The 13,816-nt window shown below is 74.3% G+C and carries 14 protein-coding genes and 1 tRNA gene; 8 read left to right on the top strand and 7 right to left on the bottom strand.

Features of this window, described 5'->3' with window-relative positions:
- Positions 1-71: 71 nt before the first annotated feature.
- The 3 genes from ACZ619_RS18830 to ACZ619_RS18820 all read right to left on the bottom strand — a co-directional run bounded on the left by ACZ619_RS18830 (position 72) and on the right by ACZ619_RS18820 (position 2,801).
- Positions 72-1,235 (bottom strand): DUF2330 domain-containing protein, encoded by a 1,164-nt coding sequence (locus ACZ619_RS18830; RefSeq protein WP_469599979.1) that lies wholly within the window; start codon positions 1,233-1,235, stop codon positions 72-74.
- Between the two features lie 184 nt (positions 1,236-1,419).
- On the bottom strand, positions 1,420-2,076 hold the full coding sequence (locus ACZ619_RS18825) for an HAD-IA family hydrolase (RefSeq protein ID WP_469599977.1): 657 nt from the start codon (positions 2,074-2,076) through the stop codon (positions 1,420-1,422).
- A 143-nt stretch (positions 2,077-2,219) separates the two neighbouring features.
- Positions 2,220-2,801 carry a TMEM165/GDT1 family protein gene (locus tag ACZ619_RS18820; protein ID WP_469599975.1) on the bottom strand — a complete coding sequence of 194 codons (582 nt, stop codon included), beginning with the start codon at positions 2,799-2,801 and terminating at the stop codon, positions 2,220-2,222.
- A 413-nt stretch (positions 2,802-3,214) separates the two neighbouring features.
- Here ACZ619_RS18820 and ACZ619_RS18815 point away from each other — a divergent pair, with 413 nt between their 5' ends.
- The 4 genes from ACZ619_RS18815 to ACZ619_RS18800 all read left to right on the top strand — a co-directional run bounded on the left by ACZ619_RS18815 (position 3,215) and on the right by ACZ619_RS18800 (position 8,778).
- The gene (locus ACZ619_RS18815; RefSeq protein ID WP_469599973.1) at positions 3,215-3,859 is read left to right on the top strand and encodes an HNH endonuclease family protein; all 645 of its coding nucleotides are present in this window, start codon (positions 3,215-3,217) and stop codon (positions 3,857-3,859) included.
- Positions 3,860-4,020: 161 nt separating this feature from the next.
- Entirely contained in the window at positions 4,021-5,646 is a 1,626-nt protein-coding gene (locus ACZ619_RS18810; RefSeq protein ID WP_469599971.1) for an alkaline phosphatase D family protein, read from the top strand.
- A gap of 104 nt (positions 5,647-5,750) precedes the next feature.
- Entirely contained in the window at positions 5,751-7,661 is a 1,911-nt protein-coding gene (locus ACZ619_RS18805; RefSeq protein ID WP_469599969.1) for an FAD/NAD(P)-binding protein, read from the top strand.
- A 505-nt stretch (positions 7,662-8,166) separates the two neighbouring features.
- Positions 8,167-8,778: a DedA family protein gene (locus tag ACZ619_RS18800; RefSeq protein ID WP_469599967.1), complete on the top strand. Its 612-nt coding sequence runs from the start codon at positions 8,167-8,169 to the stop codon at positions 8,776-8,778.
- Between the two features lie 55 nt (positions 8,779-8,833).
- Here ACZ619_RS18800 and ACZ619_RS18795 read toward each other — a convergent pair whose 3' ends face one another.
- Positions 8,834-9,064 carry a DUF2277 domain-containing protein gene (locus ACZ619_RS18795; protein ID WP_469599965.1) on the bottom strand — a complete coding sequence of 77 codons (231 nt, stop codon included), beginning with the start codon at positions 9,062-9,064 and terminating at the stop codon, positions 8,834-8,836.
- A 90-nt stretch (positions 9,065-9,154) separates the two neighbouring features.
- Here ACZ619_RS18795 and ACZ619_RS18790 point away from each other — a divergent pair, with 90 nt between their 5' ends.
- Entirely contained in the window at positions 9,155-10,102 is a 948-nt protein-coding gene (locus ACZ619_RS18790; protein ID WP_469599963.1) for a ketopantoate reductase family protein, read from the top strand.
- Positions 10,103-10,211: 109 nt separating this feature from the next.
- Here the strand turns inward: ACZ619_RS18790 and ACZ619_RS18785 are convergent, their stop codons facing one another.
- Positions 10,212-10,796: a phosphoribosylanthranilate isomerase gene (locus tag ACZ619_RS18785; RefSeq protein ID WP_469599961.1), complete on the bottom strand. Its 585-nt coding sequence runs from the start codon at positions 10,794-10,796 to the stop codon at positions 10,212-10,214.
- A gap of 242 nt (positions 10,797-11,038) precedes the next feature.
- On the opposite strand from ACZ619_RS18785, the gene ACZ619_RS18780 reads away from it, so the two are divergent.
- Positions 11,039-11,368: a hypothetical protein gene (locus tag ACZ619_RS18780; protein WP_469599959.1), complete on the top strand. Its 330-nt coding sequence runs from the start codon at positions 11,039-11,041 to the stop codon at positions 11,366-11,368.
- A 6-nt stretch (positions 11,369-11,374) separates the two neighbouring features.
- On the opposite strand, the gene ACZ619_RS18775 is transcribed toward ACZ619_RS18780, so the two are convergent.
- Positions 11,375-12,574, bottom strand: a complete 1,200-nt coding sequence (locus tag ACZ619_RS18775; protein ID WP_469599957.1) for an MFS transporter — start codon at positions 12,572-12,574, stop codon at positions 11,375-11,377.
- A 270-nt stretch (positions 12,575-12,844) separates the two neighbouring features.
- Between ACZ619_RS18775 and ACZ619_RS18770 the strand changes: the two genes are divergently transcribed.
- Both ACZ619_RS18770 and ACZ619_RS18765 read left to right on the top strand, forming a co-directional pair.
- Positions 12,845-13,294 carry a winged helix-turn-helix transcriptional regulator gene (locus tag ACZ619_RS18770; protein WP_469599955.1) on the top strand — a complete coding sequence of 150 codons (450 nt, stop codon included), beginning with the start codon at positions 12,845-12,847 and terminating at the stop codon, positions 13,292-13,294.
- Positions 13,295-13,392: 98 nt separating this feature from the next.
- Positions 13,393-13,644, top strand: a complete 252-nt coding sequence (locus tag ACZ619_RS18765; protein ID WP_469599953.1) for a hypothetical protein — start codon at positions 13,393-13,395, stop codon at positions 13,642-13,644.
- 98 nt (positions 13,645-13,742) lie between these two features.
- Here the strand turns inward: ACZ619_RS18765 and ACZ619_RS18760 are convergent.
- Positions 13,743-13,814: transfer RNA gene (locus tag ACZ619_RS18760), tRNA-Val, on the bottom strand.
- Positions 13,815-13,816 lie beyond the last annotated feature (2 nt).

Here is a 13,816-nt window from a genome sequence, read left to right as displayed (position 1 = left end):
ACAGCTACCCGCTTAGCACTACTCAGACGACCCGCCCGTCGCCGGTCCACCGCCCCGGCGCGGTCCTGAACTCAGCCGATCGGCGCAGGGGGCCCGGCCGGCGGGGGCCCCACGGGCGGCGGGGGCTGCGTCGGCGGGGGCGGCAGGACCGGGCGGCGGGAGCGCCGTACGGCGGCCAGGGAGGCGGCCGTGGCGGCCAGCAGCAGCCCGCCGACGGTCGTCAGCAGCCAGGCCGGGATCCCGGCCACCGAGCGCAGCCGGTCCTCGTAGACGACCTGCTGGAACGGGGTGTCCGAGGCGGCCCGCCGCAGCACGTGGTCGTCGGAGATCCGGGACGGGTACGGGAACTCCTGGGCGATCGCCGTCAGGTAGGGGGCGCCCGCGGCGAGTTCGCCGAGCGCGCCGGAGGGACGGGCGAGCCGGCCGGCGTAGACGACCCTCGGGCGGTCGCCGCCGATCGCCGCGCTCGGCTCCATGCGGTGCGCGGCGAGGACGTACAGGCCGAGCGACTGCGGGGTGGCCGCGAGCCTGGACAGCCGCATCGGGTAGACCGGGCGGTCGCTGGCGAAGGCGAGGCGCAGGGGGTCGAGGGCGCCGTTCAGGGCGGTGTCCGCGCTGTCGGGGGCGAGCCGGACCGCGACGTACTCCCAGCGGTGCTGGACGTACGGCCGCAGGGCGGTGTTCAGACGGGGCGGGAAGGGGAAGCCGTTGCTCCGCAGCCAGGCGTCGAGGGCGTCGGGGTCGGTGGCGGTCAGCTGGGCCACGTCGAAGGGGCCGAGCCGCTGGCGGTCGACCACGCCGACGCCGGGGGCCGGGGCGCCGACGCCGGGCGGGCCGGATCCGGCCGTGCCGCCGCTGGTGAGGGGCCAGTCGCCGTCCTCGGGCCAGAAGTGGTAGCGGGTGCGGTGCGCCGGCGCGGTGACGGTGTGCAGCTGGTCGAAGAGGGCGGGGTCGGCGAGGGCGACGGTGGCGCGGTGCGGTACGGGCATGATCCAGGCGGCGCTGTCGGCGTCGCCGCTGACCGTCAGGCGCATCACGATCTGCTCGCGGGTGCCGTCCCAGCGCAGGACCGACTCCTCCCGGCCGACCGCGACCTGCTGTTGGCCGCCGGGGACGAGGGCACCGCAGGCGCAGGCGTAGGCGGGGGCCGCGAGCCCGCCGAGCTGGATGCCGACGAGGATCAGGAGGACCGCGAGCAGACGTGCGCGCCGGCGTGGTCGCCGCTGGCCGATCATGAGCCGATGCCCTCCGTCCTACCGCCGTTCAGGACTACAGACGGTATAGCGCGGGCCACGGTTCGTAGGACCGTTCCGGACAGCTACCGCCTGTCGACCGACAGTACGGACGGTGCGGCCGGTTGGTTCGAAAGGCGCAGGTGGATGGGGGATTTGCGCAGTTCCCCGGGGCCGCGCCGGGCGGTCAGCCGAGGTGGACCCGTACGGTCCCGTCCCCCGCGGCCGCCACCCGCACCCCGGTCAGGTCGCGTACGGCCGCGTCCGGGCCGTGCGATCCGGCGCGCGGGCCGACGCCCACGACCCGCATGCCCGCCGCGCGGCCGGCCGCGATGCCCGCGCCGGAGTCCTCGAAGACGAGGCAGTCGGCGGGGGCGACGCCCAGTTCGGCCGCCGCCTTCAGGAAGCCCTCGGGGTCGGGCTTGCTCGCGCCGACCGACTCCGCGGTGACGCGCACGTCCGGGAGGGGCAGTCCGGCGGCGGCCATCCGCGCGGTGGACAGGGTCACGTCCGCCGAGGTCACCAGCGCGTGCGGCAGGCCGGCCAGCGAGGCGAGGAAGGCCGCGGCGCCCGGGACCTCCACCACGCCGTCCATGTCGGCGGTCTCCTCCGCAAGCATCCGCGCGTTGTCCGCGAGGTTCTGCCGGACCGGCCGGTCCGGCAGCAGCACCGCCATGGAGGCGTGCCCCTGCCGCCCGTGGACGACCTTCACGACCTCGTCGCCGTCCAGCCCGTGCCGCTCGGACCAGCGCCGCCAGATGCGTTCCACGACGGCGTCCGAGTCGACGAGGGTGCCGTCCATGTCGAGCAGGAGGGCGCGGGCGGAAAGGACGGTGGCCGTCATCGGGCAGCTCCTAGTGCGTGGGAACAAGGCGGCCCCGCCCGCCGGTCAGGGAAAACGGGCGGGAGCCACTTTGTTTCTCCACGGTACAAAACAGAACGGCGTTCCCGCCACCGTCTTCGCCGACCGTTCACCGAGTCTTCGGCTCAGGCCGCGATCGCCTCGTACAGGCTCCACACGCCCAGCGCCAGCATCAGCACGGCGGCGATCTGCGTGATCAGCCGCAGCGGCACCTTCTTCATCAGCGCCTTGCCGCCGACGATGCCCAGTCCGGCCACGGCCCACAGGCCCAGCACCGCGCCCAGGCCCACGGAGACCGGGTCGTCGTAGCGGGCCGCGAGGTTCGCCGTCATGATCTGGGTGAGGTCCCCGAACTCGGCGACCAGGATGAGCATGAAGCCGGTGCCGGCGACCTTCCAGAAGGACTGGTCGGAGGGCTTGCGGACCTCCTCCTCTTCCTCGTCCTTCTTCAGCAGGAGCATGGCCGCGCCGCCGAGGAAGAGCACGCCGGTGAGCGCGTGCACGATCTGCTGCGGCAGCAGGGTGAGCACGCTGCCGGCCGCGACGGCCAGCACGACGTGCAGGAGGAAGGCCGCGGCGACACCGGCGAAGACGTACGACGCCCGGTAGCGCGTGCCCAGGACGAGACCGGCGAGCGCGGTCTTGTCGGGCAGTTCGGCGAGGAAGATGACGCCGAAGACGAGCGCCGTCACGGTGATGCTGATCAAGGGTCCTCAATCGGTCGGGGCCGCCCCGCCGAGAGTGCTGCATTCCTGAAAGCGGACGCCTCGGCATGGCAGCACACAACGTCACCCCTGCCGTACGGCACGGGCGTGCACTGCTTGCCGAAGGTCTCGCTGGCGGACTCGTGGCCGAGATCCGCCTCCGGGCGCCGGCTCAGACGGGCTGAGCAGTATGTCGACGGTCCGGCGAAGAGCTACTCCCCTTCAACACACACCACAGTACGTGACGGTTCAAACAATCCCAAGACCGGACGTCCCAGCTGTGAGTCACGTCGCACGTCTTGTCGTGTCATGGACGCGTCATTAGCTTCTTACCGAAAGCTCACCCGCCGGCAACACCGCGGCGCGAGCATTCCCTAGCTCGCGCTCCAACATCCCACCCCCACAAGGGAGTTCGCATGCCGAAGATCTACGCGCGTCGACGCCTCAGCATACTCGCGGCCCTCACCGGACTCATAGCCGCCGTCGGACTTCTCAACCCGCCGAGCGCCTCCGCCGCCCTCCCCACACCGGTCAGCGCGTCCACCGCCCGCACCTACCTCGCCTCGCTGACCGTCGCGACCGAGAGCCGCACCGGCTACGACCGCGACCTGTTCCCGACCTGGATCACCATCGAGGGCACCTGCAACACCCGCGAGTACATCCTCAAGCGCGACGGTACGAACGTGGTCACCAACTCCGCCTGCACCGCCACCAGCGGCAGCTGGTACTCCGTCTACGACGGCGCCACCTGGACCGCCGCCTCCGACGTCGACATCGACCACCTCGTCCCGCTCGCCGAGGCCTGGGACTCCGGCGCCAGCGCCTGGACCACCGCCCAGCGCCAGGCGTTCGCCAACGACGTCACCCGCCCGCAGCTCCTCGCCGTCACGGACAACGTGAACCAGTCCAAGGGCGACAAGGACCCGGCCGAGTGGATGCCGCCGCTCTCCTCGTACTACTGCACCTACGTCCGCGCCTGGGTCCAGGTGAAGTACTACTACGGCCTCTCGGTCGACTCCGCCGAGAAGAGCGCGCTCACCAGCTACCTGAGCAGCTGCTGAACCACCCGGCGGCCGAAAGGTCCCGCTTCCCCCGCGTTCCGGCCACGCACCGCACGCCCTCCCGCCCTCCTCCCGGGCCGTAACCTCCCCGCCGACCTCCGTCGTTCCGTACCGTACGGGGCTACAGAGGCGAACCGACCGAGGAAGAGGGCGGGGCGATCGTGGCCGGACTGCGCCTGGGACCGCTGCTGAGGTACACCGACGGCTCGTCGGCGACCGTATGGGTCGAGACGAGCCGTCCGGGTACCGCCGGGGTGCGCTGCGCGGACGGGGCCGGCGGCACCGCGCGCACCTTCCAGGTGGCGGGCCACCACTACGCCCTGGTCCCGGTGACCGGGCTGGCACCGGGGACCTCCTCGCCCTACGAGGTGCTCCTGGACGGCGCGCGGGTGTGGCCGCCGGCCGGCTCCCGGTTCCCGCCGCCGGAGATCCGGACCCGGGCCGAGGGCGATCCGCTGCGCGTGGTCTTCGGCTCCTGCCGCTGGGCCGCGCCCCCGGCCGACGGCCACGACCCGGCCGGCCCCGACGCCCTCGGCAGCCTGGCCGCGCGGGTCGCCGCCGGCGGTGAACGGCCGGACGTGCTGCTGCTGTTGGGCGACCAGGTGTACGCCGACGAGACCTCGGAGGCGACCCGCCGCTGGCTCGCCGCCCGCCGCGACCCGGCCGAGGCGCCCGGCGCCGAGGTCGCGGACTACGAGGAGTACACCCGCCTCTACCACGAGTCCTGGCTCGACCCGGAGGTGCGCCGGCTGCTGTCCACCGTGCCCAGCTGCATGATCTTCGACGACCACGACGTCGTCGACGACTGGAACACCTCGGCCGCCTGGCTGGCCGACATGCGGGCCACGCCCTGGTGGCAGGAACGGCTGCTGAGCGGCCTGATGGCGTACTGGGTCCACCAGCACCTGGGCAACCTCGCGCCGGACGAACTGGCCGCCGACCCGCTCTACGCCGCCGTGTGCGCCGTCCCCGACGGCACCGACGTGCTGCGCGCCTTCGCCGCCGGGGCCGACGCCGACCCGGCCTCGGTGCGCTGGAGCTACCGGCGGGACCTCGGGCGGGTGCGGCTGCTGATGGTGGACACCAGGGCGGCACGGGTCCTCGACGAGCAGAACCGCGCGATGCTCGACCCGGGCGAGGCCCAGTGGCTACGCGAACAGGCTCTGGCCGAACGGGAGTCGTACGACCACCTCCTGGTCGGCACCTCGCTGCCCTGGCTGCTGCCGCACCTCGTGCACGACGTCGAGACCTGGGACGCGGCGCTGTGCCGGGGCGAACGGGGCTCGCGCTGGGCCCGGTTCGCAGAGCGGCTGCGCCGCGCGGCCGACCTGGAGCACTGGGCGGCCTTCCCGGCCTCCTTCGCCGAACTGGCCTCCCTGTTCGCCCGGGTGGGCACGGGCCCCGGGGCGCCGGCGTCGGTCTGCGTGCTCTCCGGGGACGTCCACCACGCGTACGTCGCCGAGCCCTCGTGGCCGGATGGAGCCGCACTCGACTCCCGTGTGCTGCAACTCACCTGCTCCCCCGTCCACAACTCCGTACCCGCGTCCATGCGGGCCGGCTTCCGGTTCGGCTGGAGCGCCCCGGCCCGCCTCCTCGGGCGGCGGTTCGCCCGGCACGGGCGCTGCGCCCGAGGGGCGGTGACATGGCGGAAGCGGGGCGGTCCCTGGTTCGGCAACCAGCTCATGACGCTGACGCTGCACGGCCGTTCGGCCCGGCTGCGGCTGGAACGGGCCCACCGGGACGGAACCCTGCGGACCGTGGAGGAGTCCACCCTCACCACCCCATGAGGGACAACTGTGGCGTGTGGGACGCGCGTTGGCTTCTGCTAACCACGGCGGCATGATGAGGTGGACCGTCCGCTTCCCGATGTGCCGCGGGCGGCGAGCCAGCCATGCGCCCCCACTGCCCGGGAGTCACGTCCTTGTCCTCCTTGCCCCAGGAATCCGTGCCGGTCTCCGTCGCCCTGGTCGGCGCGGGCCCGCGCGGCACCAGCGTCCTGGAACGTCTGTGCGCCTCCGCCCCCGAGCTGCTCCCGCCGGGCCTGCGCCTCACGGTCCATGTGATCGACCCGGCGCCACCGGGACCGGGCCGGGTCTGGCGCACGGCGCAGTCGGCCGAGCTGCTGATGAACACCGTGGCGAGCCAGGTCACCCTGTTCACCGACGACAGCGTGGACTGCTCGGGACCGGTCCTGCCCGGCCCCAGCCTGCACGAGTGGGCGGCCGGCGCGCTGGGCCCGGACGACTACCCGACCCGCGCCCACTACGGCCGCTACCTGGAGTGGGTGTTCGCGCGGACGGTGGAGCGGGCCCCGGCGGCGGTCAGCGTCCACACGCACCGCGCCCGTGCCGTACGGCTGGCCGACGGCCCCGACGGACGCCAGAGCCTGACCCTCGACGACGGGCGCACCCTGCCCGGCCTGGCGGCGGTGGTGCTGGCCCAGGGCCACCTCCCGGCGACGGCGTCCCCCGAGGACCTCAGCCACCGCGCCCACGCGGCCCGCCACGGGCTGCGGCACGTCCCGCCCGCCAACCCCGCCGACGTCGACCTCGACCCGGTCGCGCCCGGCGAACCGGTGCTGCTGCGCGGCCTCGGCCTCAACTTCTTCGACCACCTCGCCCTGCTGACCACCGGCCGCGGCGGCCGCTTCGCCCGCACCGGCGACGGCGGGCTGCGCTACACGCCCTCGGGCCGCGAGCCCCGCCTGTACGCGGGCTCCCGGCGGGGCGTCCCGTACCAGGCGCGCGGCGACAACGCCAAGGGCCCCTACGGCCGCCACACCCCCCGGCTGCTCACCCCCGAGGTGATCGCGGGCTTCCGCAAGCACGCGGACTCCGGCGAGGCGCCCGACTTCCTCGCGGAGATATGGCCGCTGGTGGCGAAGGAGGTGGAGACGGTCTACTACGCGGCCCTGACCGGCGACCCGGACACCGCGGAGCGCTACCTGGCCGCCGACGGCCGCGGCGCGGAGGCCGCCGTGCTGGACCGGGCCGGCGTCCCGGAGGACGGCCGCTGGTCCTGGGAGCGGCTCCAGCGCCCGTACGGGGAGCGGCGGTTCGCGGACGCGGCGGACTGGCGCGGCTGGCTGCTGGGCCATCTGCGCGAGGACGCGGCGCAGGCCGCCCTCGGCAACGTGCGCGGCCCGCTGAAGGCGGCCCTGGACGTGCTGCGGGACCTGCGCAACGAGATACGGCTCGTGGTCGACCACGGCGGCCTGACCGGCGGCTCCCGCCGCGCCCACCTGGACGGCTGGTACACCCCGCTCAACGCGTTCCTGTCCATCGGCCCGCCGCGCCGCCGGATCGAGGAGCTGACCGCGCTGCTGGAGGCGGGGGTGGTGGAGGTGCTGGGCCCGGGGCTGGAGGTCGGGCGCGAGGACGGCGCCTGGGTGGCGCGCTCGCCGCGGGTCCCCGGCCGGGAGGTGCGGGTCGGCACGCTCGTGGAGGCCCGGCTGCCGGAGCCGGACCTGCGCCGCACCGCCGACGACCTGCTGGCCGGGCTGGTGCGCGAGGGGGCGTGCCGCCCGCACACGGTGGACGGCCACGAGACGGGCGGCCTGGACGTGACGCCCCGCCCCTACCGCCTCGTCGACCGCCGGGGCCGGGCGCACCCCAGGAGGCTGGCCTTCGGGGTGCCCACGGAGGGCGTGCACTGGGTGACCGCGGCGGGGACCCGGCCGGGCGTGGACTCCGTGACCCTCTCGGACGCCGACGCGATCGCCCGAGCCCTCCTCCGCACAGCCGCGACCGAACCGCCGAGCACGGACCCCGCCCCCCACACCGAACTCGCAGGCATCGCCTAGCCCTGCCCGACCCGCGGCGGAGCGGGGAGGGGGCCGGAGCGGGGCGGCAAGGGGGGCGGGGAGCCAGAGCCAGGCGATGCGAGGCGGCGCGGGGCAGGGAGCCAGAGCGAGGCAGCGCGGGGTGCAGAGCCGGAGCGGGGCGGCGGCCGGGCGGCAGCGGGGCGAGGAGCTGGAGCGAGGCAGCGGGGAGGTGCAGAGCCGGAGCCGGGCGGCAGCGGGGCGGGGAGCCACAGCGAGCAGCGCGGGGCGGGGAGCCAGCGCGAGGGCGGCGGCGGGGCCGGGCACGGGCGGGGCGGCAGCGCACGAAGGGAGGCGCGGCGCTGGGTGGTGGGGCGGCAGCGGGGTGGCGGCGGGCGGGGTGGGCGAGTTGCTGGGACGGGTCTGGGGCGGTCGGGAGCCTTGTGGGTCTCGTGAGCCCCCCGTGAAACTCCTGTCACACCCTCCGCGTACGCTGTATGGCTGTCGTCCGGGGGGCGGCCGATCGGACAGTCACGGGGGAACCGCGGTGTGGGAAAGCATGGGCTCGCTGGAGGCCGGGCCATGGGTCTACGCCCTGGTCGCGCTCTCCGTGCTGCTCGACGTGTTCCTGCCGGTGCTGCCGAGCGGGGTGCTGGTCATCACCGCGGCCACGGCAGCGGCGGCGGGCTCCGGCGCGTCGACCGGGGAGGTCCCGCACGCCGTGCCCGACATCCTGGTGCTGACGTTCTGCGCGGCGACCGCCTCGGTCCTCGGTGACCTGGTCGCCTACCGGCTGGCCTGGCGCGGCGGCGCCCGCCTGGACCGCGCCATCGCCCGCTCCCGAAGGCTCAGCAAGGCGCAGGAACGCATCGGCGACGCCCTGTCCCGGGGCGGCGGCGCCCTGGTCGTCCTGGCCCGTTTCGCCCCGGCCGGCCGCTCCCTCGTCTCGCTCGGCGCCGGCGCGACCCACCGCCGTATCCGCGAGTTCCTCCCCTGGTCCGCCCTCGCGGGCCTGACCTGGGCCGTCTACAGCGTCGCCCTCGGCTACCTGGGCGCGCAGTGGCTCGGCGCGACCTGGGTGACGACGGCGATATCGGTGGCGGCGCTGTTCGGGGCGGGAGCGGGAGCGGGTCTGCTGATGCGCCGCCGACCGGTCTGACCTCCGGCCGCACGCACAGGCACCAGCACCAGCACCAGCACCGGCTCACGGCCGCCTACGCGGTCCCCCGCACGGCCTGGCCCCGTACCTCCAGTCCCCCGAGCAGTTCGGCGGTCGCGGCGGCGACCGCGTCCACCGCCCGCTCGAACACCTCCTGGTTGTGCGCGGCCGGCGCCCGGAAGCCGGACACCTTCCGGACGTACTGCAACGCGGCAGCACGGATCTCGTCCTCGGTGGCCTCCTCGGCCAGCTGGGGCGGACGCAGGGTCTTGATACTCCGGCACATGGCCCCAGTCTCCCGCAGGCTCCTCTCGCCTGCGAAGATCTTCCCGAGGCGGCCACCGTTCCCGGGGCCGACCGACGAGAGGACAACTCCATGTCGAACACCACGCGGGCGACCCACCCGTCGGGCCCGTCCGACCCGCCGGGCCCCCGGCCCACCGTCGCCGTCCTCGGCCCGGGCGGGGTCGGCGGACTGCTCGCCGCGCTGCTCTCCCGGGCCGGACACCGCGTCCTGTGCCTGGCCGGCGAGGCGACGGCGGACGCCCTGCGCACCGGCGGCATCCAGGTCCGCAGCAAGCTGTTCGGTGACTTCACGGCACCGGTCGAGGCGGACACGGTCCTGCGCGAGCCGGTCGACGTCTGCCTGATCGCCGTCAAGGCCACCGCCCTGGACGCGGCCCTCACCCGCGTCCCGCCCGCGGTGCTGGGCGACGCCCTCGTCGTACCGTTCCTGAACGGCGTGGAGCACCCCGCCGCCCTGCGCGCCCGCTACTCGCCCGACGCCGTGGCACCGTCCGTGATCCGTGTCGAGTCGACCCGGGTCGCCCCCGGTGTGATCGAGCACGGCAGCCCGTTCACGGAGATCGACCTGACCGGTGCCGAGGTGCCCCGTCCCCGTCTGGACGCCCTCGCCGCGGCGCTCACCGAAGCGGGCCCGGTCACCCGGGTGCTGGACGACGAGACGGCGGTCCTGTGGGCGAAGATGGCGTTCCTCGCCCCCTTCGCCCTGCTCACCACCCGCTACGGCCTCCCCCTCGGCGAGGCCCGCACCCGGCACCGGGACGAACTGGCCTCGCTGGTCGCGGAGACGGCCGCGGTCAGCCGGGCCTGCGGCGCCCCCGTGGACCCGGCCCAGGCGCTCGCCCGCTACGACGCGTTCCCGCCCGCCACCAAGTCCTCGATGCAGCGCGACGCGGAGGCCGGGCGCACCCTCGAACTCGACGCGATCGGAGGCGCGTTGCTCCGAGCGGCGGACCGCCACGGAGTACCGGTCCCGGTGACGGCCCGCCTCGTGCGGGAACTGCGCGCACCCGGACACTGACCCCACCCGGCGGCCCGGGCCGACGGGGTCCGGCGCGCCCGGCCTCGGCATCGCTGCCGTGGCCGGTCCGTGCCGGGCCCCGCCCGGGAGCCGAGGGCGGACGGCGGTTCTAGGCGCCGGTGGCCCGCTCTTCCCGTGCGGGGGTCCGGGCGGCGGTGACGAAGGCGGCCATCTTCTCGCGGCTCTTGATTCCCGGCGCGGTCTCGACGCTGCTGGAGACGTCGACGCCGTAGGGGGCGAAGTCCGCGATGACGGCGGCCACGTTGTGCTCGTCGAGGCCGCCGGCGATCACGACCCTGCCGGGCACGTCCGCGACCCACGCGGGGATGGCCTCGAAGACGCCGCTGCCGGCGCTGGCGTCGTAGAAGAAGTAGCTCAGCCCCTCCGGCTTCCCGGGCGGGGTGCCGGAGGCGAGCGCCAGGTTCGGGATGTCGGCCGGCTCGTAGATCTGGATCGTGTCGACGTGTTCGGCGACCCCGGCCGTCTCGGCGTGTTCGAGGGCCACCGCGAAGACCGGGACCCGGCCGCGGGCGTACGCGGCGAGCGCGACGGCACGCTCGGGCGGGCAGTACCGCCTGCTCCTCGGGGTGACCACGATCCCGATCGCGTCGTACCCCAGCTCGACGGCCCAGTCGATCTGCTCCTCCTGGGTGAGACCGCACACCTTCACGAAGGTCCGCCGCTGCCCGCTCATCCTGTCCCCTGCTCCGTTCTCCCGCAGAGCGGGAAGGCGATCGTGCCGTCCAGACTCTCATTCCCGGGCGCGGTCGCCCGCCGCGCAGTCGCGGAAGCGTTGTCGTGGCAGTCATCGCTTCACCATGGGGAGCCACGGGTCGCCTGCCGGTGACGGCGCACGGGAACCGGGGTCCACGACTCGTCGCGTGGGCCTCGCGAACGGACTCGCCACCCAAAATCGAACAGGCGTACCATTGCCGGGTGGCTGCGACCTATGACTTCCCGAGTGACCTCCTCGCCGGCCAGGAGGAGCTGCATCAGGTCCGGGCCGAGCTGTCGGCCCTGCTGAAGCGGCTTCCCTGGTCGGTCGAGCCGCTGGACGGATTCAGCGACGACGGCGGCTGGCGCAAGGTGGAGCGGCCCGCCTCCCCGGGCTGGACCGAGGACGAGCAGGCCGAGGTGGAGAAACTGCGCCGCCGCGAACACGAACTCGCGGTGTTCGTCAGCGGGCACCGCTTCTGGGCCGCGGTCACGGCACCGGACCGCACGGACGCCCGCAGCAGCCTCAAGCACGCCCACGCCGAGCAATGACCCCGCTCACGCGGACGGCGCGCCGACAACGGGCGGGACTCGGCGGACGACGGGACTCAGGTCCGTGCCGCGAGCGGTGACCTCGGCGGCGGGGTCAGGGGCGTCGCGCCGGGTGAGGACCCACAGCACGAGCCCGAGACAGCTGAACCCGGCGCCGAGGGCGCATACGGCGCCCCAGCCGGCCAGGGCGTAGAGGGAGGTCGCGGCGAGGGCGCCGGTGGCGCTGCCGATCGAGTAGAAGACCATGTACCCGCCGATCAGCCTGCCGCCCGCGTCCGGGTGCAGCGCGTGGATCAGGGTCTGGTTGGTGACGTGGACCGCCTGCACGGCGAGGTCGAGAAGGACCACTCCGAGGGCCAGGGCCCAGAGCGAGCTGCGGGCGAAGGCCAGGGGCAGCCACGAGGCGGCGAGCAGCGCCAGGGCGATGCCGGTGGTCCGCCGGGAGAGTCCGCGGTCGTTCAGGCGGCCCGCCACGGCCGCGGCCAGGGCTCCGGCGACACCGATCAGCCCCAGCGCCCCGATCGCGCCGTGGGACAGGAAGTACGGGGCCTCGCTGAGCGGCAGCGCGACGCTGCTCCAGAGGGTGCTGAAGGCGGCGAAGACCAGCAGTCCGAACAGGGCCCGGATCCGCAGCAGTCGCTCCCGTGCGAACAGGGTGACCGTGGAGCGCAGCAGTTTTCCGTAGCGCAGGGTCGGCGCAGGGGCGGCACCGCGGCGCGGCAGAGCCCGGTACAGGACCAGGGCGAGCAGGGCGGTGAGCGACGCCGAGGCGAGGTAGACGGAGCGCCAGCCCGCGAGATCGGCCATGAGGCCGGACGCGGTGCGGGCGAGCAGGATCCCGGCGACCACGCCGCTGGTGACCAGACCGACGACCCGGCCGCGCTCGCGGGGAGGGGCGAGCGAGGCCGCGAACGCCACCAGCGTCTGCGCGACGACCGCGAGGAGCCCCACCGCGGCCATGCCCGCGAGCAGGACCGCCGCCGTGCGGGCGGCGGCCACCACGGCCAGCGCCGCCACCAGGAGCAGCAGCTGGGCCACGACGATCCGTCCGCGGTCGGCCACGTCGCCCAGCGGCACGAGGAAGAGGAGTCCCAGCGCGTATCCGACCTGGGTGAGGGTGACGACCCCGCCGACGAGCGCCGGGCTCATGGCGAGGTCGTGGCCCATGGTCACCAGGAGCGGCTGGGAGAGGTAGACGTTGGCCACCGCGGCCCCGCAGGCGACGGCGAACAGGACGACGGTGCCGCGGGACAGGACGAACGCGGCCCCACCCCCGCTCCGGACCTCGCCCCCTCGGGCCTCAATCCCGCGTGTCTCGCCCCCTCGCGACTCGCCCCCTCGGGCCACAACCCCTCGCGACTCGCCCTCACCATTGCCGGGCATCAGCGTTCCTCCGCACACCTGGTTTCATCTTGCTACCAGCGGGACGGTAACCGCCTTGGTAGCATGTTGCAACCGTCGTGAGAGAGGGACGCCATGGTGACCAGGACGCGCTTCGACGACAGCGACTGTCCGGTCGCCCGGTCGGTGGACGCGATCGGCGACTGGTGGTCCCTGCTGATCGTGCGGGACGCCTTCGACGGAAGCCGGCGCTTCGGGGAGTTCCAGCGCAGCCTCGGCGTGGCGAAGAACATCCTCACCGCACGCCTGCGCACCCTGGTCGCCGGCGGCGTCCTCGAATCCGTGCCCGCCTCGGACGGCAGCGCCTACCGCGAGTACGTGCTGACCCCGAAGGGCGAGGCGCTCTTCCCCGTCGTCGTGGCGCTGCGGCAGTGGGGGGAGCAGAACTTCTTCGCCCCCGGCGAATCCCACTCACAGCTGGTCGACCGCCGTCAGGGACGACGCCTGCGTCCGCTGGAAGTGCTGTCCGAGGACGGACGGCGGCTGGACCCCGAGGACACCACCGTCCACAAGGTCGCCCGGTGACGACCCGAGCCGGACGGGCACACCCCCGTACCGCGGGACCGCGACCCGGGCCTCCCGAACCCCCGCCCGCGCCCGGCGGCGGACGCTAGGTTCGCGGGATGACCGTACAGATCGAGTTCGTCGACCACAGCCGCCCCGTGGCCCAGTTCGAGGACCGCCAGGTCAGCAAGACGCAGCGGGAGACGCACTGCTACGAGCTGCTCCCCCACGGCGCCCTCGCCGTGTACCGGGCGACTCACCTCGTGAACAAGAAGGGTGAGCCCGTGAGTGAGCCGGCGTTCGAGGAGATCGTGGTCTACGGGCCCGGGGCCTGGTTCGCGGCGTACGGCACCCGGTTCGCGCGTCGGTGAGAGCCGTCTCCGCCCGTGCCCGACGGCTCCTGCGGGGCCGGCCGGTGTCCTGATGCACGGAGGCCCCCCGCGATCACGCGGAGGGCCTCCGACCGGTGTGGGCGCGGACGGTTTCGAACCGCCGACATCCTGCTTGTAAGGCAGGCGCTCTACCCCTGAGCTACGCACCCGA

It is taken from the genome of Streptomyces sp. NPDC104367, assembly GCF_055583825.1.
This window is presented reverse-complemented; position numbering and strand designations above follow the sequence as displayed.